The sequence below is a fragment of the Sphaerisporangium sp. NPDC005288 genome (assembly GCF_040607475.1).
Lineage (GTDB): Bacteria > Actinomycetota > Actinomycetes > Streptosporangiales > Streptosporangiaceae > Sphaerisporangium > Sphaerisporangium rhizosphaerae.
Genome location: NZ_JBEXGT010000003.1, coordinates 21,213 through 45,089, shown reverse-complemented (window position 1 = coordinate 45,089; position 23,877 = coordinate 21,213). Strand labels below are relative to the sequence as shown.

The following is a 23,877-nucleotide window of genomic DNA, read 5'->3' as shown; positions in this document are numbered from 1 at the left end:
CGGCCCGGGCCGCCCGGCTCGCGGGGTGGCTACTCCGGCGCGCCGGTCCGGCGGCTGGGAGAGGGTTCGGTCCGGCGGCGCAGGCAGTGGTTCGAGCTGACGGTGCGGTCCGGGCGCGGGAGAGGGGTCGGTCGGGCGGTTCAGGGGGCGGTGAACAGGTGGAGGCGGTGGGCGGTGGCGGCGGCCTCGCCCCGGGAGGAGACGCCGAGCTTGGCCAGGATGTTGGAGACGTGCACGCTCACCGTCTTGGAGGAGATGAACAGCTCGGCGGCGATCTCGCGGTTACTGCGACCCGCGGCGACCAGGCGGAGCACCTCGTGCTCGCGGGCGGTGAGCCCCAGCCCGGCCTCTCCGGAGGCGGGCGGGGACGCGGAGGAGCCGTCCGAGGCGGTGAGGGAGAGCCGGGCACGCCGGGCGAAGGAGTCGATCTCGGCGCCGAGCGGCGTGGCGCGCAACCGGGCGGCGAGGCGAGCCGACCGGGACAGCCGCTCGCCCGCCTCCTCGCGCTCACCGGCGGCGAGGGCCGCCCGCGCGGCGCCGAACAGGCAGAGCGCCTCCGCGTACGGATGGCACAGCGCGGCCCACGCGCCCACGGCCTTGTCCCACATCGGCCGATCGGCGTGCCCGGACAGGCGGGCCGCCTCGGCGGCGAAGGTCAGACTGTGCGCCTCCTGCAGAGCCCCCCGGACCTCCAGCCGCCCGGCCACCGCCCGCACCTCCTCCAGCAGCGGGCCCGCCGCGCGCAGGCACGTGGTGAGCACGGGCCAGGCGTACCGGGGGCTGGCCGTCAGATCTTGGTCGCGCAGGGCGTGTTCGACCAGGCGCGCCGCCTCGGCGTCACGGCCGCGCGCGAGCAGCAGCTCGACCTCCCGGCGCAGGTGCGGCAGCAGGGACTGGTCGCGGTAGGTGCCCGAGGCGATGACCTTCGCCGTGGAAAGGAACAGCGCCTCGGCCCGGTCGACGTCGCCGCGGGCCATCATGATGTCGGCCGCGAAGCCCTGCAGGCTCGCGCGGTAGGGCGCCGGCGGCCCGACCTCGACCGCTCGCTCGATGACCTCCAGCGCCTCGTCCCATCGTCCGAGCGAGAGCAGCGGCTCGGCCAGGTTGATCGCCAGGAACGCCCCGGAGGTGCGGGCCAGCCCGTACGCCTCGGCGTCGGCGATGCCCCTGCGGGCGACCTCGGCCGCCTGCTCGTGCCGGCCCGCCCCCTCCAGCGCGTCGGACTCGGAGATCGCCGCCCGCATGAGCGCGTTGTAGGTGCCCGCCCGTTCGGCGATCTCCCGGGCCCGGGCGAACGCCGCCACCTGCGGGTCGAGCTGGGAGGAGTACTGGCAGCGCGTCCAGATGAGGGTGACCAGGGCGTTGGCCTCGGTGCGGGCGTCGCCCACCTGCCGGGCGACGCGGATGGCCTCCTCGGCCAGGCTTTCCTTGTCGGCCCAGGCGCGCGGGTCGTGAAGCATGCGCGACAGGCTCTCGAGAACCTGCGCGCGCAGCGACGAGGGAGGCTCGGCGGGAACCAGCTCGGCCGCCGCCCTCAGGTCTTCGATGTGCCCGGCGCGGCCGAGGTCGTAGCGGGTGAGGCCGCGCTGCCGCAGCAACTTGGCCGCCCGGAGGGGATCGGCGGCGGGGTCGATCTCGCGCAGCGCCGCCTTGGCCAGGGAGATGCTGCGCTCGAACTCGCCGGCCAGGTGCGCCACCGTGGTGGTCTGCCGCAGCACGTCGATGAAGTCGCGGCCCACGCGCTCGGCCGCGTCGGGCACCGAGTCCCACAGTTCGATCACCCGGGTGAGCATGCGCAGCTGCTCGTCGAAGGCCGCCGACTTGCGGGCCGCGGCGGCGGCGCGCCACGCGGCGTTCAGCGCGCACGGGGCGTCGTGCGCGGAGTACCAGTGGTAGGCCAGCTCGATGGCGCCGCGCGTGCCCGGCAACAGGGCGGGATCGTGCTCGAGGGCCTTGGCGAAGCGGGTGTGCAGGCGGGCGCGCTCGCCCGGCAGCAGCTCGTCGTGGACGGCCTCGCGGATCAGCGCGTGCCGGAAGGCGTACCCCTCGCCGTCGACCTGCAGCACGTTGCCCGCGACGGCGGGGCGCAGCGCCCCGGACAGGGCGCCGTCGTCCAGGCCGGTGACCGCGGCCAGCAGACGGTGCTCGATGCGGGCGCCGCCCGCGCTGGCCGTCCGCAGGACCTCCTGGGTCTCCTCGGGGAGGCGCTCGACGCCGGCCAGGAGGAGATCGCGCAGCGACTCGGGCATCGGCCCGTCCTCGCCGCCGCTGAGCAGCGCCTCGACGAACAGCGGGTTGCCCTCGCTGCGCGCGTAGATCACGTCCACGTCGAGGGCGGTGGGCTCGTGGGACAGGATGCTCGCGGCCTGCCGGACCACCTCGCGGCGGGTGAGCCTGCGCAGCTCCAGCCGGGTGACCCAGTCGATGCGGGTGAGCTCGGCGAGCAGGGGGCGCAACGGGTGGGTGCGGTGCAGCTCGTCGGAGCGGTAGGTGACCAGGGTCAGGATGCGGGTGTCGGGCCGCTGGTAGCGGGTGAGGAACGACAGCAGGTCGCGGGTGGAGCGGTCGGCCCAGTGGGCGTCCTCGATCACAAGGACGGTGGGGCCCTGCTCGGCGAGCCGCTCCATCAGGCCGAGGACGTGCTCGAACATGCGGGCGCGCGCCTCGGGGCCGTCGTCGTCCGGCTCGCCGAACTCGGGCAGCAACCGGGCCAGGCCACGGGTGCGGCCGCCGGGCAACAGCGCGGCGACGCCGTCATGGCCGAGATCGTGGGCGAGCCGCCGCAGGACCGCGGTGAACGGGGCGAACGGCAGGCCGTCGGTGCCGAGCTCGAGACAGCCGCCGACGAGCACACGGGCGTCGCCGGCGCGGCCGGCGAACTCGCGGATGAGCCGGCTCTTGCCGACCCCGGCCTCGCCGCCGATGAAGACGGTCGTCGCCGAACGGGCGCGCACCCGGGCCAGGGCGTCACGCAGGAAGGTCAGCTCGGCCCCGCGCCCCACGAACAGCGGACTCACCGAATGCCCGCTCACGCCGCCACCCCCGCCCCCGCGACGAGCGCGCCTCGAAGCCGCGCACCGGCCCGCGCACCCCGGCCAGGCACCCGTACGCCCCGGCTCAGCACCCAGTCGGCCCGGCCATCCCGGTCCGGCACCCAGGCGGCTCCGCGATCACGACCCGTCACCCGGGTTGCCCCGCGATCACGGCTTCGCACCCGGGCGGCCCGCCCATCCCGGTCCGGCACCCGGGTAGCCCCGCGATCTCGGCTCCGTGCCAGGATCGCCCCGCGATCACGGCCGGACGCGACGGCACCATCGCGACCGGTCACCCCCTCCGTCTCAACCACGTGACCAGCATGTCACCTCCCACCGACATTCCCCCACCGCATTTCCCCGCCCCCCACCGGCCCCGTCCCGGCCACTGCTCTGACCCCGAACGTGCACACGTTGTCCGCCGCACAACGGCGCCAGATGTACGTGGTCGGCGCACGCGGTGCCGGTGGGCGGCCGGTCGGGGGTGGTCACAGTGGTGGGAGCCTGGACTCTCGCGATGATGGTCGTAGAGTGAGCCCATGAGCCCGAAGATCGCGACCGCGGACACCGTCACCCGTGAACAGCTCCTCGACTTCGTCCGCGACCGCCACCGCGGGCTGATCATCACGACGCGGCGCGACGGCGGTCCTCAGGCGTCTCCGGTCAGCTGTGGCGTGGACGAGCTGGGCCGCATCGTGGTCTCCACCTACCCCGAGCGCGCCAAGACCAAGAACGCCCGGCGCGACCCCCGGGTCAGCATCGTGATCCTTTCCGACGACTTCGACGGGCCGTGGGTGCAGATCGACGGGGCCTGCGAGGTGCTGGACATGCCGGACGCGCTGGAGCCGCTGGTCGAGTACTACCGGTCCATCGCCGGCGAGCACCCCGACTGGGACGACTACCGCGCCGCGATGGAGCGCCAGGGCAAGTCGCTGCTGCGCATCACCCCCTCCAAGTGGGGCCCGGTGGCCACCGGAGGCTTCCCCGCCCGCCTCGCCTGAACATCCCCGGTCGAGTGCTGGGCGATCAGGATCGGCTGTCGGAGTGCTGGGTGCGGATGCCGGCCAGGATGGTGGCGATGCCGTGCTCGAACTGGGCGTCGGTGTCGGGCGCGAGGAGGCCGCCGAGCATCTTGGCGGCCAGCGGGTACCGCTCGGCGTCCGCGAGCCGGGCGATCGTCTCGGCCTGGTAGGGATTGCCTCCCTCGCCGTACGCCTCGCCGAGCCTGGCCTGCTCTTCGATGGTGAACCCGATCGTGTAGTGGAAGATCGTGGGCACGGCGCGCGCGGCCTCCTCCAAGGTGAACCCGGCGTCCTGCAGCGTGCGCAGAACCAACTCGATCGTCCTGATGACCACCGGATGGCCGACGTGAGTGCCGGCGACGACCCGCGCCCCGTCCCGGTGCCGCAGCATCGTGCGGCGCAGCCGCATGGCCCGCTCGCCCAGCCACTGATCCCAGGTGACGCCGCGGCGAGGTGACTCCAGGCCCTCGTCCGCCTCGACCATCACCAGGGTGGCCATGGCGTCGAGCAGTTCCTGTTTGTTCTTGACGTGCCAGTAGAGGGCGGGGGCCTTGACGTCCAGCTCTTTGGCGACCAGGCGCATGGTGAGCCCGTCCAGGCCCACCTCGTCGAGCAGGCGCAGAGCGGTCCGCGCGATGAGCTCGGCGGTTATCTTCATCGGTCCTCCCGGTCGGGCACGCGCTTGACAGCTTAACAGCGTTCGAGGGATCCTTAACAGCGTTAAGGGACGAAGGGAGACCCCAATGGGTGGCATGACGGCGCAGGTGGTCATCGCGGGAGCCGGTCCGACCGGCCTGATGCTGGCCTGCGAGCTGAGGCTCGCGGGCGTGGACGTGCTGGTCCTTGAGCGGGACGCCGAACGCGCGGACGCCGAGTCCAGAGCCGGAGGGATGCACGCCCGCACCTTGGAGGTGCTCGACCAGCGCGGCATGGTGGAGCCCTTCCTGAGGGCCGGCCGCCCGCTGCCCGGCGGGCACTTCTCGGCGCTGCCGCTGGACTTCCGGAACCTGCCCACCCGCCACCCGCACCTGCTCGTGCTGTTGCAGCGCCACATCGAGCGGCTCCTCGAAGAGCACGCGACGCGCCTCGGCGTCCGGCTGTGGCGCGGGGCGGAGGTGACGGGCCTGCGCCAGAGCGGGTCCGGTGTCGAGGTCGAGGTGCTGGGCGGTGGTCCGCAGGGGAACGGGCGTCACGGCGAGGCCGGGCAGCGGTGGATGAGCGCCGAGTACCTGGTGGGATGCGACGGCGGACGCAGCGCCGTACGGCGGCTCGCGGGCATCGGCTTCGCCGGCACCTCCGCGACGCTCACCGCCATGCTCGGCGACGTCGAGCTGGACGCCCCGCCGGAGCACCCGCTGTTCCAGGAGCGGCGCGAACACGGGACGATCAGCGTGCTCAGCTTCGAGCCCGGCTGGCACCGGGTCATGACCACCGAGTTCGACCAGGTGGCGGGCAGGGACGAGCCGGTCACCCTCGAGGGGCTGCGCCGGGCGTGCCTCAAGATCGCGGGCACCGACTACGGCATGCGGAGCCCTCGCTGGCTCTCCCGGTTCGGCGACGCGGCCCGGCAGGCCGTCGAGTACAGGTCGGGCCGGGTGTTGCTGGCCGGGGACGCCGCCCACGTCCACTTCCCGGCGGGCGGACAGGGGCTCAACCTCGGCGTGCAGGACGCGGTCAACCTGGGCTGGAAGCTCGCCTTGGTGGTGCACGGGCACGCCCCCGATTCGCTGCTGGACAGCTACCATGCCGAGCGGCACCCGGTCGGGGCGCGGGTGCTCGAGAACACGCGTGCGCAGACCGCCCTGTCGCGCGTCGACGGGCACACGACCGCGCTGCGCGCGACGCTCGCGGATCTGCTCTCCCTGGACGACGTCAATGCCCGCCTGTCCAGCATGATCACGGCGCTGGACGTGCACTACCCGATGGACGGCGCGCACCTGGATGACCGGGCGCACCCGAGTGACGGCGCGCACCCGGGGAATGGCGCCCGTGCGCGAGGCGGCACGCTCCTCGGGCAGCGCAGGCACCTGATGGACGGCGGGCACCCGGTGGAAAGCGCGCACCTGGTGGAGAGTGCGCTCCCGGATGCGGACACGCTCTCTGAGGTGGGCACGCTCTCGGGGCAGGAGGCGGACTCTGAGGACGGTGGGCGCTCGGCGGACGGCGGGCATCCGCTCGTCGGATATCGGGTTCCGGACGTCGAGCTCGAGATCGACACCGGCGAGGTCCGCGTCTTCGAGTTGCTGCACCAGGCTCGTGGCGTCCTGCTGTGCCTGGACGGCGGCGCGCAGGAAGGGCCGGCGGCGCACCTGGCGGGGATCGCCTCGGAGTGGGCCGACCGGGTCGACCTCGTACGGGCACGGCCCTCGGCCGATGTGTGGCAGGGGCCGGTGGTGGGCGCCGTGCGGCCCCCCGTGGCCCTTCTCGTCCGGCCGGACGGTCACATCGCCTGGGCGACGGGCGCGCGACCTGACCTCGACGGCGCGCGTGCCGCCCTGACCACCTGGTTCGGGCCGGCACGCCGATGAAGCTCAGAGCCGCACATCAGGCAAGGGGAGGCGATGGGGCGGTGCCACCTTCTTGGGAAGCGGCAGGTCCGGCATAGGGGGCGGAGAACACGTGCGCTCTTCCACGAGATCAGGAAAGCGCCAGATCCGACATAAGGCGACAGAGGGATGTGCCACTTGCTGGGTTTCAAGGAAGCAGTGGGTCTGCGTTACAGGCGGCAGGTCTGGTCTAGGGCGGACGGGGACGTGTCGCCTACCTGGAGTTTCAAGGGCACAGCGGGTCTGGCGTAAGGGCTGCAGTGGGCGTGCCACCTCCGGGGATTCGAGGAAGCAGTGGATCTGACATAGGGGACGGGTGGGAACGTGCCACCTTTCTGGGGATATTGAGAAATTTGACGACTGATGTCACCTTGTGATCGGCTCTTGCCTTCCGTCTTTCTTGCTGGCCGGTGTCCGGACAACGGGAGCCATCCATGCCGCGTCTCCAACGGCACGCGCTCGCGCGGATCGTGCTGTCCGCGTCCGTCGCCGGATCCCTGGTGATCACCACCGCTCTGGCCGCGCACGCCGCCCACTCGGCGTCCTCGGCGTCTCCAAGCTCCTCGGCGTCCCCCACGTTTTCCACGTCCGCCAGGCATTCCACGTCCGCCAGGCATTCCGCGTCCGCCAGGATCTCGGCGTCCGCCGCCACGACGCGCCCCAGGGGGACGGGCGGCGGGGCCGGCATGCGCAAGATCGTTCCGGTGCCGCCGATCGCCGTTCCTCCGGCCGCGAAGGCCGAGGTCCCTATGGGGCCGTCGCTCGCGGACCGTCCCGTGCCGGTCCGGGCGGTCGGCCCGGCCGCGCCGGAGGTCACCATCCCCGCCGGCCCGGCGCTGGCCGGCAGGCTGGCCGACGACGCGGCCTCCCACCTGCGCGCCGAGGGCGTGTCGGGCGGCGACGGCGGCCCATCCCCCGATCCGGACCGGTTGCTTCCCACGGCCGGCGACGCCGAACCCCTGAGCGTGTCCAAGGCCCCGGCCGGCGCCGTTAAGGCCATGGCGGCCAAGGTCCAGCGGTTGTCGGCCTTCGACCTGCCAGGGCTCCACCGGGCGCTTTCGGAGGGCGTCCCGCTCGTGACCTACCGGCTGTGCGCGCAGGCCGCGTCCCTGGCGGCTTCCTGCTCGGCGCCCCAGCCGCTGGCCAAGCCGGTCGCGGCGGACGTGACCGGCGACGGCGCCCCGGACATCGTCGCGAGCCTGGTCCCCACGCTCGACCGCGCGGACCTGGTCGGCAGGGCGAACGCGCTGGCGAGCGCTCAGCGCAGGCTGAGGGGACCGGTCGGCGGCACGGCCGGCTCCCTCCTCGGCGGCACGGGCAAGAGCGGCCCGAGCAAGAGCGGCTCGCCGGGCGACGAAACCGAGCGCGATCGGCGGCGGGACGACCTGGCGGTGCGCGTGGCCGACGGGCTGGGCCTGGCGACGGCGCGACTGGGCACCGGTGCGGATCGTGACAAGGCGTTGAAGGCTCAGGTGTGGGCGCGGTTCGACATCCCCGCGGCGGCGTCGGGGGCCGGTGCCACGAGGCTCTCGATCGGCTTCGACGGATTCCGGCGCGGCACGTCGCTGTCCGCCCTCGACTGGGCGGTCTACCGGTTCAGGACGGGCGGCCAGGGCGGCGAGGGTGGTCAGGGCAGCCGGGGCGGCCGGGACGGTCAGGGCGGCGGGGGCGGTCAGGGCGGTCGGGGAAACCGGGGCGGCCAGGGCGTGGCCGAGGTCCAGGTGGACGTGCGGAGGTCCAGGCCTGGCGCCTCGATCGCGACCGTGGCCGGCGTCGCGGCCCTCTCCCAGGGCGGACGGCCGTCCGAGCCTGTGCTGGTGAGCCTCAGGCAGTCGCCGGTCACCGAGAAACTGACCATCAGCGCGCGGTTCGACGCGGGCGAGGGCGAGGGCACGCTGAAAGCCGCCGTGTCCCGGCCCTCCACGCTGGACGCGCTGGTGCTGGACGCCAGAGACGCGGGACGGACGGGCGGCCGGTGCACGCAGGTGGTGCTGGACAAGGTCGCGTCGCAGGTCACCGCCGATCTGACCCATAGGGCGGCGGGCGGCGCCACCGAGATCCGCTTCACCGGGCCCTCGCCGATGAACAAGGCGGAACTGCGCGACTACACCTACCGGGACGGCCGGCTGGACAGGATGATCTCGGGGACGATGACCGGCGTGCCGGCCGACTTCCGCGCCCGCTATGAGGCCGTGGACGGCAGATCCCAGGCGCTGACCATCGGAACGCCGCGACCCGGGACGGCGCCGGCAAGCCCGGCGGGACGGACGCCGTCCCCGACCCGGGCCGCGTCCGGGGTGGACGCACAGGCGCGGAAGCCTGTGGTCGGGCCGGCTGCGGGGGCTCGGGCTGCGGAGGTGGTGGTGTACGACCGGAAGGCGGCCGGAACGGTCTTCCGGGCGTCGCTGACCGGCCTCCCCGCCCTGATGCGGATTTTTTATGACATAGCGGGAAACCGCATAACGCACACCTCCAGCTCGCCGATCGGTGGCGTCGAGGTCCTCCTGCAACGCGACGGAGGCGCCGTCTCGGCCCCCGCGGGCGGCCACGTCACGGTCATCAAGGACGGCGGGCGGCTCGGCGTCTCGGCCAGGCTCACGGCCCTGGCCGGGTTCGAGCTGACCTACGGCGACCGGCCGCACGCCATGCTGGAACTCGCCTCCGCCGGACGGCCGTTCCTCGCCGCGGCGAGCATCGACGGCGCGCATCTGCTGCGGATGGAGATGTCCAACACCCCGCGCCGGGTCGAGGTGGACCTGGACCCGGCCGCCAGGAAGGCGCGGTACCAGGCGAGCGGCGCGATCGGCAGGCTGCGCGCGGCGTACGCGGGCCCGCGACAAGGGCCCACCATCGACAGCAGCCTGTACGGCCTGCGGTCCACCGTCGAGGGCTCGTGGCGGCTCGGCGAGCGGCCCACCGCGGAGGTCACGACGACCTCGGGCCTGAAGAAGGCCGAGCTTTATTACAACCGCGCCTACGTCACCCAGGCCGGCGGCCCGGAACAGGCTTCCGGCGGCCCCGCGGGCGCCGGGCGGGCCGACCATGGTCAAGGCGAGGGCGCCGGGAGGACCGGTACGGCCCCGAGCGTGGGCGCCGGACGGGGCGGTGCGGGTCAGAGCAGCGGTGCTGGGCACGGTGGTGCGGGTCGGAGCAGCGGTGCGAGTCAGAGCGGTACAGGTCAGAGTGAGAGTGCCGGGCGGAGTGGTGCCGGGCAGAGGGCTGGTGCTGGGCGGGGTGGCGGGGACGGAGGGGATGACGTCTGGGTCACCGTGGCCGGGGTGCACCGGCGCGTCGCCATGCTGGCCGATCTGGCCGGCGGACGCCTGAGCTGGACGGCCGACCGTCCCACCGCCTCCGTGTTGGCCTTCGCTCGCACCCGGTTCCAGGGACGCGACTTCCGCGTCGCGGCCGAGGTGCGGGATGTTCCTGCCCGCTTCGAAGCCGGCTGGGGCGGCGGAACCTACTACTTCCAGGGCCTGTCCGGGCCGGTCGGGTCGGCGACGGTCGCGGTGGCCGACCACGACGGCGCGCGGGCGCCCCGGGGCCCGCATCTGGCCGTGCACTACGACCGCTCCACCGGTGACCTGGATGGCAGCGTCCGCGTGGACGGTCTGACCGGCGCCCGGTTCGGCGGTGGCGGTGGCGGCTTCAAGGCGTCCTTCCAGAGCGGTTCCCCGGCGGTTCGAAACGGTTCCCCGGCGCCTCGGAGTGGTTCACCGGTGGTCCGGGACGGTTCTCGGGCGGCTTCGAGTGGTTCCCCGGCGGCTCGGAACGGTTCTCCGGCGGCTTCGAGTGGTTCACCGGCTGCTGGGAGTGGCTCCCCGGCGGCGGGTGGGGGCGCGGGGCGGGGGGTGGCGTTGGATGCGGACGTGCGGTTGGAAGGTGATCTGCGCTTCGGGGTGCTCGGGACGCTGGGGCCGGTCCCGGGTGACGTCGAGGTGTCGGCCGTCCCGGGCGGGCCGGTCACCTACAGCGCCGCCGGACGCCGGATGGACCTGAAAGCGCAGGTGTGGCTGGGCAAGGCGGCGGCGATCGGCGCGATCCCCGGGGTGCCGGAGGTGGCGAGCGGCCTGTCCCTGGTCGACGGCGGCTGCGTTCCCGGCGCCGCGGGCTGCGCCGCCGACCAGGGCGCCTTCTGCCTGGGCGGACCGCCGGCCGCCGGTGGCACCGTCCAGAGTCCGGCGGCGGGGCCCGCGGGCAGGCGCTGTTTCGGCGTCCGCGGGTTCGTGCGGCTCAGGGGCCTGCCCGCGAAGGCGACCGTGGACCTGGCCCGGAAGACCTTCTCCTTCTCCGGGTACCGCCCTTCGGACCGGCGGCTCGCGGTCTACCTGGCGAGCAAGGTGGTCGCCCCGGTGCCGATCAGGGCGTACGCGACGCTGGACGGGCTGCCGCGGGAGGTCACCGGCATGTCGGTCGGCCCGTTCGAGACCGGGCTCGGCAAGGACGCGGACGGCCGGAACGCGAACGTGATCAGGGTGAACTACCGGGTGGAACCGGCCGCGACGCTCACCTCGTTGCGCGCGGCGGTGGAGGCCGATACCGGAACCTCGTACGGCGTCGTGCGGGCACTGACCGTGGTCGATCCGGTTCCGGCGGCGGTCGCGATCGACGGCGCGTACGGGCGGAAGACCCATCTCCGGGTGCAGAACTCCGCCCCCGTGAAGCGACTGGAGGCCAAGGTCACCGTCGTCCCGCCCGGGTCACGGGCCAGAGGCGCGGTCGTCCCGACAGGGGTGGGGGTGCGGCCGGTGTCGGGGGTGGTGCGGTTCACGGATGTGCCGGCCGCGTTCACCGTCGACGGCGGGGATGCGGGGGACGGCGGGCTGCGCGTGCCGGGCTTGTCCTACCGGGCGGACGGCGGGGCCAACACGCTGGACGGGCTGTTCGCCGTCGAGGGCGGGCTGGTCGGGAGGGTGTACCGGCCGGCGCAGGGGGAGGTGCTGGGCGCCTCGTTCGCGGTGCGCGATCTGGCCTCCGAGGCGACTATCCGAATAAATCCCGATCTGTCGGTCGAGCTGACGTCCAAGCCGGTGCCCACCCGGCTGCTGGAGGTCCACGCAGGCCTGTCGGTGAGCCCGGTCGCGCGGCAGCGGATCAGCGTGCGCAAGGACATCCCCTACACCAGCGGCTTCCTCGCCTTCCAGATGCGGGGCGGGTTCGGGCTGGGCCGCAGCGTGATCCGCGACGTCTCGCTGGGCGTCCACGGCGTGTCGTGGCTGAGGATCCGGCCCGGCAGGGTCCCCTTCGGGATCGACGCGCCCGCCGAGCTGGGGTACGTGTCGCCCGGCTTTGAGGGGAATTATGACCACCTGGACCTGCGGGCGGACGGGGTGGACCTGCGTCCCGACGTGCGGCTGAAGGTCCGCGTCGCCCGCGGGATCGGCAGGGACGCCTTCTCCGACACCGTGAGGCTGGGCCGCGCGACCTCGCTCTCGTTCCGCCGCTACGACCAGCGGACCCGGCCGATCAGCGCCGAACAGGCGCTCAAGGTGGGGTCGACGCCGATCGCGTGCCTGTCGATCGGCACCAGGCCCGGCCTGGCCGCCGCCCCCCGGGCGAACGCGATCACGCTGCGCGGCGCGGACGGGCCGCAGGTGGTCAGCCTGCTCGACGCGGGCGGCCAGGCGCAGGGGTACGTCCTTGACCTGCTGTCGCAGTTCATGTCCCCCTTCGACGGCGCGGGCTGGGAGGTCTCGCGCCTGACCCCCGGCCGCTGCCACCGCTGACGTCCCAAGCGCCCAGGCCGGTGGTGGCGGGGGATGGCGTGGTCGTGGAGAGGCTGTGGGGTTTGTGGGCCTTGCGGCCGGTTATGGGTCGCGACGAGAGGTTTCCACGCATCAGGGGGTGAGGGCCGTGACGACGACGTCCGAGGAGGACCTCGGCGCCGGCTCCGTGCCGGTGACCGTGGTCATCGCCACCAGGAACCGCCGGGAGGAGCTCCTGCGCACGCTGGAGCGCCTGCGCGCCCTGCCGGAACGTCCCCCGGTGATCGTGGTGGACAACGGCTCCTCCGACGGCGCCGCCGAGCGGGTCCGCGCGGCCTTCCCCGAGGCCGAGGTGATCCGGCTGCACCACAACCTCGGCGCGCCCGCCAGGAACATCGGCGTGCTGGCCGCCCGCACGCCCTACGTCGCCTTCAGCGACGACGACTCCTGGTGGGAGCCCGGCGCGCTGCGGCTGGCCGCCGAGACCTTCGACGCCCACCCCCGCCTCGGCCTGATCGCGGCGAGCATGCTGGTGGGTCCGGAACGCGCGCCCGACCCGATCAACGCCATGCTGGCGGCCACGCCGTTGCGCGGCGGCCCTGACCAGCCGGGGCCGCCGGTGCTGGGCTTCCTCGCCTGCGGGTCGGTCGTGCGCCGCCAGGCGTTCCTGCAGGCCGGGGGGTTCAGCCCCGTGCTGTTCTTCCCCGGTGAGGAGCAACTGCTCGCCTACGACCTGGCGGCGCTCGGCTGGGACCGGTGCCACGTGCCGGACGTCGTCGCCGTCCACGAGCCGTCGCCTCTGCGCGAGCCGGCGGCGGGCCGGCGCCGGGTGCAGGCGCGCAACGCCCTGCTGACCGTGTGGCTGCGCCGTCCGGCGGGAGTGGTGCTGCGCGAGACCGCGGGCCTGGCCGCCCGTGCGCCGCGCGACCCCGCCTGCGGACAGGCCCTGCTGTCCGCCCTGCTCCGGGTGCCCCTCGTGATCGCCGGGCGGCGGCGCCTGCCCGCCCACGTCGAGGCCGCCGCACGGCTGCTGGAGTCCGGCGCCCGCCCCGCCGAGCGGGAGGCCGGGCACACCGCCGCGCCCGGAGGGAGGGACGTCCCGGGCGCCGGGGTCCCTTCATGACCCCCGGGGACGGGCGCGTCACGGTCGTGGTGATCACCATGGACCGGCGGGAGGAGTTGCTGCGCACGCTGGGGCACATGACGGCGCTGCCCGAGCGTCCTGGCGTGATCGTCGTGGACAACGGCTCGCGTGACGGGAGCGCGGACGCGGTCGCGCGGGACTTCCCGGGGGTGCGGCTGATCCGCAGCCCGCACAACCTCGGGGCCGTCGCCCGTAACGTGGCGGTGCAGGAGGTCATGACGCCATACGTGGCCTTCTGCGATGACGACACCTGGTGGGAGCCGGGCGCACTGTCCAGGGCCGCCGACCTGCTGGACGCGCATCCTCGGCTGGCGTCGGTCACCGGCCGCATCCTGGTGGAGCCGTCGCTGCGCGAAGATCCGATCACGCCTGAACTGCGCTACTCGCCGGTCCCCGGTCCGCCGTGGCTGCCCGGCCCGGCGCTGCTGAGCATCCTCGCCGGGGCGTCCATGCTGCGGGTGACCGCGTTCCGCGAGGCCGGCGGGTTCTCGCCGAGGCTGTGGCTGGGCGGGGAGGAGGAACTGCTCAGCCTCGACCTGGCGGCCCGCGGGTGGTGGCTGTGCTGGGCGGAGGACGTCGTCGTGCACCACGCCGCGTCCACCGTCCGAGACCGCAGGCAGCGGCGCAGGCTCGGCATCCGCAACACCCTGTGGACCGCCTGGCTGCGGCGCCCCGCGTTCGACGCGCTCCGCCGCACGGTGGCCGTCCTGCGGTCGATCCCCAAGGACCGGGCGAGCGTCTCGGCGGTGGGCGCGGCGCTGGCCGGGCTGCCGTGGGTGCTGAGGGAACGGCGGGTCGTGCCGATGGACGTGGAGCGGGGGCTGCGCCTGCTGGAGGAGCCGCAGCGCACCTCGGTCGCCCGCCGCTACGTCGACTGACGGAGATCATCGGGGCGCCCGCCGCTACGTCGACTGACGGAGATCATCGGGGCGCCCGACGCCGCGTCGACTGACGGAGATCATCGGGGGCGCCCGCGGGCCGGGCCGGGGGAGCTCGGATGCTCATGGCACCCCGGTGGAGGGCTCGTTCGGGCGCGGAGGAACATACAGATATGGACGTATCACTCGATCCGTGCGCTTACTGCGACATTCTCGCGGGACGGGCCGAGGCGAGCCTGGTCTTCCAGGACGAGACCGCGATCGTCGTCATGGACGGCAACCCGGTGAACCCGGGACATGCCCTGGTGGTGTCGCGCGTCCACGCCGGCGGGCTGGAGGACCTCGACGAGGAGATCGGCGCGCACATGTGGCGCCTGGCCCAGCGGGTGGCGCGGGGTCTGCGCCGCTCCGGGCTGCGATGTGAGGGCGTCAACATCTTCGTGGCCGACGGCGAGGTCGCGCTGCAAGATGTGTTCCACGCCCACATCCACGTGTTCCCGCGCTTCGAGGGCGACAACGTCGTGGTGGACGCCGACTGCGAGCCGCGAGACCGCCGGCTGCTGCTCAAGGAGGCCTGGGCGCTCCAGGAGGCGATGAAGCCCCTCGTCGCGGCGCCCTCGGCGGAGATGTTCCCGCACCACGCGCCGACACTGTGAGACGGCGGAACCTCGGATCGTTGACGGTGGATCTTCCGACTGGGCAGATGACCGTGGACTTCATCGGGGATTTCGCATACACGCCGGTGCCGTGACCCACGCCCGCGGGCCGTGAGCCACCCCCTCCCCCCGGGCCCGCCGGGAGGCGCCCGCGACAATGGAGGCGAGGGGGGATCGCGCATGCGCGTGGCCGTGCTGGGGATGGGCAACATGGGCAGGGCCGTGGCCGCGAGGCTGCTGGCCCAGGGTTACCACGTCACCGTCTGGAACCGGACGCCGGGGCGCGCGGCCGAGGTGGTCGAGTCCGGAGCGGTCGAGGCGTCCTCCCCCCGGCAGGCCGCGAGGGACGCCGAGGCCGTGCTGATGTCGCTCACCGACGAGCGGGCCGCCCTGGAGGTGATGTCCGCCCTGACCGGCCCCGGCGACGGGCCCCCGGCGCAGGACACCCGCGACCCCGGTTCCCCTCGTTCCAGCGGTTCTGACGGTTCCCGTGCGTCCGGCGGTGCAAGCGGCTCCGACGGGTCGGACGGGTCCAGGGTCGTGGTCGACATGAGCACCGTCTCGCCGGAGGCCTCGCGCCGCCTGCGTGAGCTGGCGCCCGGACGGCGCTTCCTCGCCGCGCCGATCCTCGGGGCGCCGCAGGCGGTGCTGAGCGGGTCGGCCGCTGGGCTGGTCGGCGGCGACCGCGCGCTGGCCGAGCGCCTGGAGCCCATCTGGTCACGGCTGTTCTCCGCGCACTGGTACTGCGGCGCCGACCCTGGGGAGGCCTCGGCGTTCAAGCTGCTCAACAACTACCTGCTGATGGCCGGGATCGCGGTGCTCGGCGAGGTGGTCGCGACGGCCGAGGCCGCCGGCCTGGACAGGACGCTGCTGCGCGAGGTCCTGCGCAGCTGGCCCACCGTGGCGCCGGGGCTGCACAACCGGCTCGACGACCTCATCGCCGGGCGCCACGAGGGATGGTTCGCCACCTCGCTCGGCGCCAAGGACGTGCGGCTGCTCACCGAGGTCGCCGAGTCCAACGGCGTCTCGCCGCCGATCGCCCGGCTGGTGCAACGGCGGTACGAGGAGGCGGCGTCCGAGGGGTGGCGGGACGCCGACATCACCGCCGTCGTCGAACTGCTCCGCCGCCGCCCCTCACCCCCCTGACGCCAGGAACGTCCCCCCGCCGCCGCCCCGCACCCCGCCAGGAACCTCCGCCCGCCGCATCTCCGGCCGCTGACGCCCCCGGAACGACCGCCCGGCGTCGAACCTCCCGGCCGCTGACGCCCGGGGACGACCGCCCGGCGTCGAACCTCCCGGCCGCTGACGCGCGGTAACGAACGAGCGTCCGGCGAGGACCACGGGGCCGGCCGTCCGGGGGCGGCGTGGGCCTCAGCCGGGCAGGCGCAGGACGGCGGCGCCGGTGACGCGGTCGGCAGCGAGGTCGGCGAGAGCCTGGTCGGCGCGGTCGAAGTCGTAGGGGACCGTGGTGACGCGCAGCGGATGGCGGGTGGCCAGCTTGAGGAACGCGCGGCCGTCCTCGCGGGTGTTGGCGGTGACGCTGCGCAGCGTGCGCTCGTAGAACAGGTCCTCCTCGTAGGTCAGCGAGGGGATGTCGGTGAGGTGGATCCCCGCCACGGCGAGCGTGCCGCCCATGTCGAGCGCCTTCAGGGCCACCGGGACCAGGTCTCCGACCGGCGCGAACAGGATCGCGGCGTCCAGCGGCTCGGGCGGGGCGTCGTACGCCCCGCCCGCGGAGGCCGCTCCGAGCTCCAGCGCGAGCTCCTGGGCGCGCCGCGAGCGGGTCAGCACGTGCACCGCCGCGCCCTGCGCGATCGCCACCTGCGCGACCAGGTGCGCCGAGGCGCCGAAGCCGTAGACGCCGAGACGGCCGCCCGGCGGGAGATCGGCGCGGGCCAGAGCGCGGTAGCCGATGATGCCGGCGCACAGCAGTGGGGCGAGCCGCTCGGCGGGCAGGTCCTCGGGCAGCTCGTAGACGTAGTCCTCCAGTGCGGTGACGTACTGGGCGTACCCGCCGTTGACGTCCCAGCCGGTGTAGCTCGCGTTCGGGCACAGGTTCTCCGAGCCGCGCAGGCAGTAGCGGCACTCGCCGCAGGTGGAGTGCAGCCAGGCGACTCCGACCCGGGTGCCGGTCGCCGGCCGCCGCACGCCGGCGCCCTGGGCGACGACCCGGCCCACGACCTCGTGCCCGGGCACGGTGTCCGGGCGTTCGGGCGGCAGATCGCCCTCGGCGAGGTGCAGGTCGGTACGGCAGACGGCGCAGACCTCGACCTCCACCAGCACCTCGCCCGGGGCCGGGGCGGGGATGGGCAGCCGCACGCGCTCCAGGGGCCCGCTGGACATGGGCCCGGGTCGGCGTACCACCCAGGCGGTCATCGTCTCGGCCATGCCTCCATGGTCACACGCCGGAGGCGGGAAGGACCGCCACGGCTGGTGAAGGCACGATGACGCTTGGTGTCGGTGCGATCTCCTGCCTGCGGGTTTAAATCTCTCTCAGGAGGAAGCGAGGTAACCAGGACCACACGAGTCAGAGGGGAAGGCCGTCGATGGACGCCATCGTGCTGTTGAAGGACGACCACAAGACCGTCGAGAAGCTGTTCAAGGAGTTCGAGAAGGCGGGCGAGAAGGCCTACAAGGAGAAGCAGCGGATCGTCGAGCAGGTCATCCGCGAGCTCACGACGCACGCTTACATCGAGGAGGAGATCTTCTACCCGACGGCCCGTCAGGACGTCCCCGACACCGCCGAGCACGTGCTGGAGAGCGTCGAGGAGCACCACGTCGTGGTCTGGATGCTGTCGGAGCTGCGCGACCTCGACCCGCAGGACGAACGGTACGACGCCAAGATGACGGTCCTGATGGAGAACGTCCGCCACCACGTGGAGGAAGAGGAGCAGGAGTGGTTCCCGCAGGTGCGGGAGGCCATGGGCCGCAACAAGCTCCAGGAGCTCGGCGAGCGGATGGAGAAGGCCAAGGCCGACGCCCCGGACAACCCCCTCGCGCTGATCAGCGCCCGCAAGTAGGCCGATCGCCGGCCGCCGGGGCCGGGCCGTGGAGCCCGGCGCCCGGCGGGGCCGGCGAGGTGCCCGGGGCGCCCGGCGGGGCCGGCGAGGTGCCCGGGGTGTCCGGGGTGTCCGGCCGGGCCGGAGGCGGCCTCAGCGCTGGAACGGGGTGATGCCCCAGTGGTGGGCGACGCTCTCGCCGGGGGCGAGGCGGATGAGGTCCTCGCCGGTGCGGAAGGCGTTGGGCGGGCAGCTCATCGGCTCTACGGCCAGGCCGCCGCGCCGGTGCTTCCCGGACAAGGAGTCGCCGGTGAAGAGCTGGAGCCATTCGACCCCCTCGCCGCCCCACAGCTCCACGCCGCGCGTGCCGTCGGCGGTGGCGAGCCGCGCCCGGACGCGCCCGTCGGCGTCGCGGGTCAGGTCGGTGAACGGGGTGTCCAGGGACAGCTCGCCGATCGGGCGGGCGGCGCGGAAGTCGTACGGGGTGCCCTCCACCGGGCGCCTGCCGACCGGGATCTTGCGTTCGTCCACGGCGACCCACTCGGCGGCGGGGAGCGTGAGCACGGCCCCGTCGAGCGGCTCGCCGACCGTCAGGTAGGGGTGGGCGCCGAAGCCGTACGGCGCGGGGGTGTCCCCGAGGTTGACCGCCCCGATCTCGACCGCGAGGCCCGAGCCGTCCAGGGTGTAGGCGACCGAAAGGTCGAGGATGTGGGGGTAGCCGGTCTGCGGAAACAGCCGCAGGCCCAGCGTGATGGACGCCTCGTCGCGCGTGAGCACCCGCCAGGGCAGCGTGCGGGTGAAGCCGTGCGCCGCGTTGCCGAACTTCGGCTCGGTCAACGCGAGCTGCCGCTCCTGGCCGTCGAAGGTGTAGCGCCCGTCCTGGATGCGGTTCGGCCAGGGCAGCAGGGGCACCCCCGCCGACCCGGGCGGGGTCCGGTGCTCGGAGTAGCCCATGACGAGCGGCCGGCCGTCGTGCGTGAGGGAGCGCAGGCCCGCTCCGACCTCGGTGACGACGGCGCGCAGGCCGCCGGCCTCGATGGTGTGCTGCTCTCCGGTGGGCGCGATCGTCGTCACCCGCCAATTCAACACCATGGTGCTCAGGGGTGACGGGCGGACCCGCGGCCGATAGGCGCCACCTGGACTTCTATCGCGGCCCGCCATGGAGCTATCGCGGCGGGGCCCGGCCGTAGGGGGACGCGGCGGCGACAGTGTGGGGCGCCGGTGGGGTCTCCGGGCGCGGGGGGCGGTGTTTGTCTTAAATAAGGCATTTCGGTGGGGCGAAGGCCTTCCAGCGCAGTACGGAGCCGACGCCCACCGGCCGTCCCGGCACTGCGGGGTGTGTGGAAGGACGTACATGGACGCGATCACCATTCGGGAGGCGACCGGCGGCACGACCTCCGAGGCCCGCGACGAGCGGGCCAAGCTGCTGCGGTTGCACGAGTCACTGACCGCCCTCGGCGTGGACGCCGAACTGCGCGAGCAGATGCCCGCGCTGCTGGTCCACCGCCCCGACGTGGGGCTGCCCCTGTGGGTCTTCGTCGGGTACGGGGGCGCGTACTACTCCTGGCAGTCGGCCGAGAAGCGCCACCCCGTCCGCGACGTCGCCGGCGCCGCGCTCGCCTTGACCGACTACATCACCGGCAGGACCTTCTGACCCCGCTCCCGCGCCGCCGGGCGCGGGAGCGGAGCCCCCGGCGAGGGCGGGAGCGCCCTTGCCGGGGTGGAGATCAGAACAGGTCGCGCGAGGGCCGGGGCAGCACGACGTCCTTGGGCCCGCGCCACCGTCCCTCGGCAGGAGCCGGGGCGAATTCCATGGTCGTCGCCGGGGCGGAGTCCTGGCCCGCCGGGGGCGCGGCCAGCGGCAGCCGGATCCGGCTGCCGGACAGGTCGACGGTCACCGTCGCCGGGGCCGGGTCCGCCGGGTCGGTCATGGTCTCGCTCGCGTCGCTCGCGGCCAGGACGACCGCGAGGCGGTGGCCCGCCTTGACGACGGAGTCGGCCGGCAGCGTGTCCCAGGTCAGCCGGTACTCCTTGCCGGGCGTCAGATCCTGCGAGGTCGTGAGGGAGCGGCGGTTGCGGGCGTCGAGCCAGCCGCGGGCCACGATCTCCAGCGGCAGGCGCGTGGTGACGGTCCCGGTCCGCCGGTAGCAGGCGTCGTCGTCGGCCGTGCTCTCGCCGTGACAGCTCTCGTCGGCCAGCGTCCTTATGCCGCCGCCGGAGTTGTAGAAGTCCAGCCGCTCGTCCTCGCCGTAGTCGACCACCAGGGCGGTCAGGTTCACCCCCGGGCGGTCCACCTTGGCGCGGATGTCCATCTGCGGGGTGCCGGAGATCCGTACGGCCCGCTTCAGCGGCGGGGTGAGGAACACCAGCCGGTTCGGGGAGGCGGCCGTCGGGTCGGAGACCATCTGGTCCTCGGTCTGCCACGGGTCGTCGGTGAAGCTCGCGGTCGTGCCCCCGCGCGCGGGCAGCGGTCCGAGGCTTCCCTGCGCGTCCTGGCCGGGGCGCAGCCACAGCGGCAGGTCCAGCGAGCGGGCCGGCCAGTCGGCCTGCCTCACCCACTGCGCGGGCGCCACCTGCACGTCCGCCCTGGGCTGTCGCAGGACGCCGGTGTCGATGCCGTGGAGCCACTGGTCGAACCAGGCGTGCAGCGTGTCGACCCATTCTTCGCGCCGGTAGTCGAACGGGTCGACGTGCCCGTACTGCGACAGCCACAGCTTGCGCGGCACGCCGCGCCGGGCGAGGGCCTCCCAGTAGGTGCTGAAGTTGTCGGTCTTGACGTTGGTGTCGCCGAGCCCGTGCACGGCGAACACGCTGGCCCGCACCTTGCTCACGTCGGCCAGGCTGCCCTTGAGGTAGTCGCGCTCGGCCCAGAAGGCGTTGTAGTTCCCCGTCGCGTCCTCCTGGCCCTCGTGCAGGCGTTGCCGCATGGCGGCGCACTTGGCCGGTGGGTCGGAGTCGATGGTCTCCGCGAGCCACGGCATGTAGTCCTCGGTGTAGAGCACCCCGTTCATGCGGGTGTAGCGGTACCAGCTGCTGATCGCCGAGATGGGGACGATGGTCGAGAGCCCCTGGACGCCGGTGCCCGCCACCGCGATGGGCAGCGTCCCGTCGTAGGACTTGCCGACCATGCCCACCTTGCCGGTGGCCCAGCTCGCCATGGCCGGGCTGCCGTCGGGGTTGTAGCCCTTGGCCCGGCCGTTCAGCCAGTCGATGACGGCCTTGCCCGCCGCGATGTCGGCGGCGGCGCCCACGTCCGGGCAGCCGTCGGACCTGGTGGTGCCGAGCATGTCCACCAGCAGGACGGCGTACCCGCGCGGCACGAAGTAGTTGTCGTAGAACAGCGGGAACTTGACCGGCAGGCCGGAGGCGTCGTACCCCTTGTGCTCGGCCTCGTTGCCGCGTCCCACGGTGTCGTAGTACGGGCTCTCGTCCATGATGACCGGGACCTTCAGGCCCTGCTCGGTCTCCCTGGGCCGGACGAGGTCCACGGCGGCCAGGTCGTTCCTGCCGTCCCCGTCGCTGTCGACCGGGGTCTCCACCCTGATGTGCTCGCGGACGGCGCCGGCGTAGGAGAAGACGGGCTGGGTGCGGCCGTCGACGACGCTGATGCGGGGCACGGCGTGGGCGGCGGCGACGCCGCCGGTCGTGGCGGTCAGCGCCAGGGAGATGCCGATGGCGCCGAGCAATCTGGACGATCGCCGCAAGGTGTACCTCCGGGGGATGCGCGCCGATCATGCGCAGATCACTGTTACCTCAGTTGACAAAAGATGTAAATACCGTCCCATATCTGGATCAGCGGCCGTTATAGGGAAACCGGCCCCCACCGGCCGGGCGCTCCTCCGAAGAGACAGGCCGGGGTCGGGGCGTCCACGCACGGCGAACTCGGCGGTCGCCCAAGGAGTTCGGGCGCGAGCGGTCGTCCACAAGCAGAGCATGGTCCTGGACGGTCGTCCACAAGGAGGGCCGTTCGCCTTCGGGGGGTGTGGGCGGCTCATAGAATGACGCGATGACCTCCCTCGACGATGGCCTCCAGGCGTCGGACGCCTTGCGGGTGCTCGGCCGCGTGTTCGGCTACGCGTCGTTCCGCGAGGGTCAGCAAGAGATCATCGACCACGTCGTCGCCGGTCACGACGCGCTGGTGCTCATGCCCACCGGTGGCGGCAAGTCGCTGTGCTACCAGATCCCCGCGCTGGTGCGCGAGGGCACGGGCATCGTCGTCTCGCCGCTGATCGCCCTCATGCAAGATCAGGTCCACGCCCTGACGGCGCTCGGCGTGCGGGCGGGCTTCCTCAACTCCACGCAGGACATCGACGAGCGCCGCCAGGTCGAGACCGCCTTCCTCGCCGGCGAGCTCGACCTGCTCTACCTCGCCCCCGAGCGGCTGCGGGTGGACGCCACGCTGCGGCTGCTCGACCGCGGCGCCATCTCCCTGTTCGCCATCGACGAGGCCCACTGCGTCGCCCAGTGGGGGCACGACTTCCGGCCCGACTACCTCGCGCTGTCCATGCTGCACGAACGCTGGCCCGACGTGCCGCGCATCGCCCTCACCGCGACCGCCACCCCGGCCACCCACGCCGAGATCGCCGCGCGGCTCAACCTGCGCGACGCCCGCCACTTCGTCGCGAGCTTCGACCGGCCGAACATCCAGTACCGCGTCGTCCCCAAGAGCGACCCCAAGCGGCAGCTCCTCGCGTTCCTGCGCACCGAGCACGCCGGCGACGCCGGCATCGTCTACTGCCTGTCGCGGGCCTCGGTCGACAAGACCGCCGAGTTCCTGGTCGCCAACGGCGTCGCCGCCCTGCCCTACCACGCGGGCCTCGACGCGCGCACCCGCGCCGGCAACCAGTCGCGGTTCCTGCGCGAGGACGGCCTGGTCATGGTCGCCACCATCGCCTTCGGCATGGGCATCGACAAGCCGGACGTCCGCTTCGTCGCCCACCTCGACCTGCCCAAGTCCGTCGAGGGCTACTACCAGGAGACCGGCCGCGCCGGGCGCGACGGCCTGCCCTCCACCGCCTGGCTCGCCTACGGGCTCCAGGACGTCGTCCAGCAGCGCAAGATGATCGACACCTCAGAGGGGGACGACGCCCACCGCCGCCGCCTCGCCGCCCACCTCGACGCCATGCTGGCCCTGTGCGAGACGGTCGAGTGCCGCCGCGCCCGCCTGCTCGAGTACTTCGGCCAGAAGGGCGTCCCGTGCGGCAACTGCGACACCTGCCTGACCCCGCCGCAGTCCTGGGACGGCACCATCGCCGCGCAGAAGCTCCTGTCCACCGTCGTGCGCCTGGCGCGCGAGCGGCGGCAGAAGTTCGGCGCCGGCCAGATCATCGACATCCTCCTCGGGCGGACGACCCCCAAGGTCGTCCAGCACGGGCACGATTCGCTGAGCGTGTTCGGGGTCGGCACCGAGCTCGGCGAGTCCGAGTGGCGGGCCGTGGTGCGTCAGCTGCTGGCCCAGGGGCTCCTCGCGGTCGAGGGCGACTACGGCACCCTGGTGCTGACCGAGGCGAGCGGCGAGGTGCTGGGCCGCCGCCGCGAGGTGCCGATGCGCCGTGACCCCGAGCGCCCCGCGCGCGCCGCGGCGAAGGCCGCCAAGACCGCCAAGGGCGCCCCCGCCGACCTCCCCGAGGAGGCCGTGCCGGTCTTCGAGCGGCTGCGCGCCTGGCGCGCGGCCGCCGCCAAGGAGCAGGGCGTGCCCGCCTACGTCATCTTCCACGACGCCACCCTGCGCGAGATCGCCACCATGATGCCCACCTCGCTGGACGAGCTGGGCAAGGTGAGCGGCGTCGGCGAGAACAAACTCGCCAAGTACGGCCAAGGCGTCCTGGACACTCTCGCCGCCTAGCGTCATCCGCCTGGCGTCATCCGCCGGTGACTCATCCGATGCCGTACCGC

The 23,877-nt window shown here is 73.4% G+C and carries 15 protein-coding genes; 10 read left to right on the top strand and 5 right to left on the bottom strand.

Features of this window, described 5'->3' with window-relative positions; translation table 11 throughout:
• Nucleotides 1–140 precede the first annotated feature (140 nt).
• On the bottom strand, nt 141–3,032 hold the full coding sequence (locus tag ABZU32_RS03865; RefSeq protein ID WP_354916720.1) for an AAA family ATPase: 2,892 nt from the start codon (nt 3,030–3,032) through the stop codon (nt 141–143).
• 539 nt (nt 3,033–3,571) lie between these two features.
• Here ABZU32_RS03865 and ABZU32_RS03860 point away from each other — a divergent pair.
• Nucleotides 3,572–4,033, top strand: coding sequence for a PPOX class F420-dependent oxidoreductase (locus ABZU32_RS03860; protein ID WP_354838452.1), 462 nt, complete (start codon nt 3,572–3,574; stop codon nt 4,031–4,033).
• Between the two features lie 25 nt (nt 4,034–4,058).
• Here the strand turns inward: ABZU32_RS03860 and ABZU32_RS03855 are convergent, their stop codons facing one another.
• On the bottom strand, nt 4,059–4,712 hold the full coding sequence (locus ABZU32_RS03855) for a TetR/AcrR family transcriptional regulator C-terminal domain-containing protein (RefSeq protein WP_354838456.1): 654 nt from the start codon (nt 4,710–4,712) through the stop codon (nt 4,059–4,061).
• 85 nt (nt 4,713–4,797) lie between these two features.
• Between ABZU32_RS03855 and ABZU32_RS03850 the strand changes: the two genes are divergently transcribed.
• The 6 genes from ABZU32_RS03850 (at nt 4,798) to ABZU32_RS03825 (ending at nt 16,129) form a co-directional block, all read left to right on the top strand.
• On the top strand, nt 4,798–6,582 hold the full coding sequence (locus tag ABZU32_RS03850) for an FAD-dependent monooxygenase (protein WP_354916718.1): 1,785 nt from the start codon (nt 4,798–4,800) through the stop codon (nt 6,580–6,582).
• A 452-nt stretch (nt 6,583–7,034) separates the two neighbouring features.
• The gene (locus ABZU32_RS03845) at nt 7,035–12,326 is read left to right on the top strand and encodes a hypothetical protein (protein ID WP_354916715.1); all 5,292 of its coding nucleotides are present in this window, start codon (nt 7,035–7,037) and stop codon (nt 12,324–12,326) included.
• Nucleotides 12,327–12,453: 127 nt separating this feature from the next.
• Nucleotides 12,454–13,428, top strand: coding sequence for a glycosyltransferase (locus ABZU32_RS03840; RefSeq protein ID WP_354916712.1), 975 nt, complete (start codon nt 12,454–12,456; stop codon nt 13,426–13,428).
• Nucleotides 13,425–14,327 carry a glycosyltransferase gene (locus tag ABZU32_RS03835; RefSeq protein ID WP_354916710.1) on the top strand — a complete coding sequence of 301 codons (903 nt, stop codon included), beginning with the start codon at nt 13,425–13,427 and terminating at the stop codon, nt 14,325–14,327. The genes ABZU32_RS03840 and ABZU32_RS03835 overlap by 4 nt, the downstream gene beginning before the upstream one ends.
• A 173-nt stretch (nt 14,328–14,500) precedes the next feature.
• Nucleotides 14,501–14,983 (top strand): HIT family protein, encoded by a 483-nt coding sequence (locus tag ABZU32_RS03830; protein ID WP_354838471.1) that lies wholly within the window; start codon nt 14,501–14,503, stop codon nt 14,981–14,983.
• Between the two features lie 180 nt (nt 14,984–15,163).
• Nucleotides 15,164–16,129 (top strand): NAD(P)-dependent oxidoreductase, encoded by a 966-nt coding sequence (locus ABZU32_RS03825; protein ID WP_354838474.1) that lies wholly within the window; start codon nt 15,164–15,166, stop codon nt 16,127–16,129.
• Between the two features lie 225 nt (nt 16,130–16,354).
• On the opposite strand, the gene ABZU32_RS03820 is transcribed toward ABZU32_RS03825, so the two are convergent.
• Nucleotides 16,355–17,371, bottom strand: a complete 1,017-nt coding sequence (locus tag ABZU32_RS03820; protein ID WP_354916707.1) for a zinc-dependent alcohol dehydrogenase family protein — start codon at nt 17,369–17,371, stop codon at nt 16,355–16,357.
• Nucleotides 17,372–17,529: 158 nt separating this feature from the next.
• Here ABZU32_RS03820 and ABZU32_RS03815 point away from each other — a divergent pair, with 158 nt between their 5' ends.
• The gene (locus ABZU32_RS03815; RefSeq protein ID WP_354838480.1) at nt 17,530–18,003 is read left to right on the top strand and encodes a hemerythrin domain-containing protein; all 474 of its coding nucleotides are present in this window, start codon (nt 17,530–17,532) and stop codon (nt 18,001–18,003) included.
• Nucleotides 18,004–18,135: 132 nt separating this feature from the next.
• On the opposite strand, the gene ABZU32_RS03810 is transcribed toward ABZU32_RS03815, so the two are convergent.
• Entirely contained in the window at nt 18,136–19,056 is a 921-nt protein-coding gene (locus ABZU32_RS03810) for an aldose 1-epimerase family protein (RefSeq protein WP_354916704.1), read from the bottom strand.
• 280 nt (nt 19,057–19,336) lie between these two features.
• On the opposite strand from ABZU32_RS03810, the gene ABZU32_RS03805 reads away from it, so the two are divergent.
• Entirely contained in the window at nt 19,337–19,636 is a 300-nt protein-coding gene (locus ABZU32_RS03805; RefSeq protein ID WP_354838486.1) for a hypothetical protein, read from the top strand.
• Between the two features lie 73 nt (nt 19,637–19,709).
• Here ABZU32_RS03805 and ABZU32_RS03800 read toward each other — a convergent pair whose 3' ends face one another.
• Nucleotides 19,710–21,686 (bottom strand): Xaa-Pro dipeptidyl-peptidase, encoded by a 1,977-nt coding sequence (locus tag ABZU32_RS03800; RefSeq protein WP_354916701.1) that lies wholly within the window; start codon nt 21,684–21,686, stop codon nt 19,710–19,712.
• Between the two features lie 302 nt (nt 21,687–21,988).
• Here ABZU32_RS03800 and recQ point away from each other — a divergent pair, with 302 nt between their 5' ends.
• Nucleotides 21,989–23,827 carry a DNA helicase RecQ gene (gene recQ, locus ABZU32_RS03795; RefSeq protein WP_354916698.1) on the top strand — a complete coding sequence of 613 codons (1,839 nt, stop codon included), beginning with the start codon at nt 21,989–21,991 and terminating at the stop codon, nt 23,825–23,827.
• Nucleotides 23,828–23,877 lie beyond the last annotated feature (50 nt).

Coding starts and splice junctions, on each gene's coding strand:
- ABZU32_RS03845 (WP_354916715.1), top strand. CDS start 7,035: ATGCCGCGTCTCCAACGGCACGCGCTCGCGCGGATCGTGCTGTCCGCG.
- ABZU32_RS03850 (WP_354916718.1), top strand. CDS start 4,798: ATGGGTGGCATGACGGCGCAGGTGGTCATCGCGGGAGCCGGTCCGACC.
- ABZU32_RS03830 (WP_354838471.1), top strand. CDS start 14,501: ATGGACGTATCACTCGATCCGTGCGCTTACTGCGACATTCTCGCGGGA.
- ABZU32_RS03860 (WP_354838452.1), top strand. CDS start 3,572: ATGAGCCCGAAGATCGCGACCGCGGACACCGTCACCCGTGAACAGCTC.
- ABZU32_RS03815 (WP_354838480.1), top strand. CDS start 17,530: ATGGACGCCATCGTGCTGTTGAAGGACGACCACAAGACCGTCGAGAAG.
- ABZU32_RS03805 (WP_354838486.1), top strand. CDS start 19,337: ATGGACGCGATCACCATTCGGGAGGCGACCGGCGGCACGACCTCCGAG.
- ABZU32_RS03825 (WP_354838474.1), top strand. CDS start 15,164: ATGCGCGTGGCCGTGCTGGGGATGGGCAACATGGGCAGGGCCGTGGCC.
- ABZU32_RS03820 (WP_354916707.1), bottom strand. CDS start 17,371: ATGGCCGAGACGATGACCGCCTGGGTGGTACGCCGACCCGGGCCCATG.
- ABZU32_RS03835 (WP_354916710.1), top strand. CDS start 13,425: ATGACCCCCGGGGACGGGCGCGTCACGGTCGTGGTGATCACCATGGAC.
- recQ (WP_354916698.1), top strand. CDS start 21,989: ATGACCTCCCTCGACGATGGCCTCCAGGCGTCGGACGCCTTGCGGGTG.
- ABZU32_RS03855 (WP_354838456.1), bottom strand. CDS start 4,712: ATGAAGATAACCGCCGAGCTCATCGCGCGGACCGCTCTGCGCCTGCTC.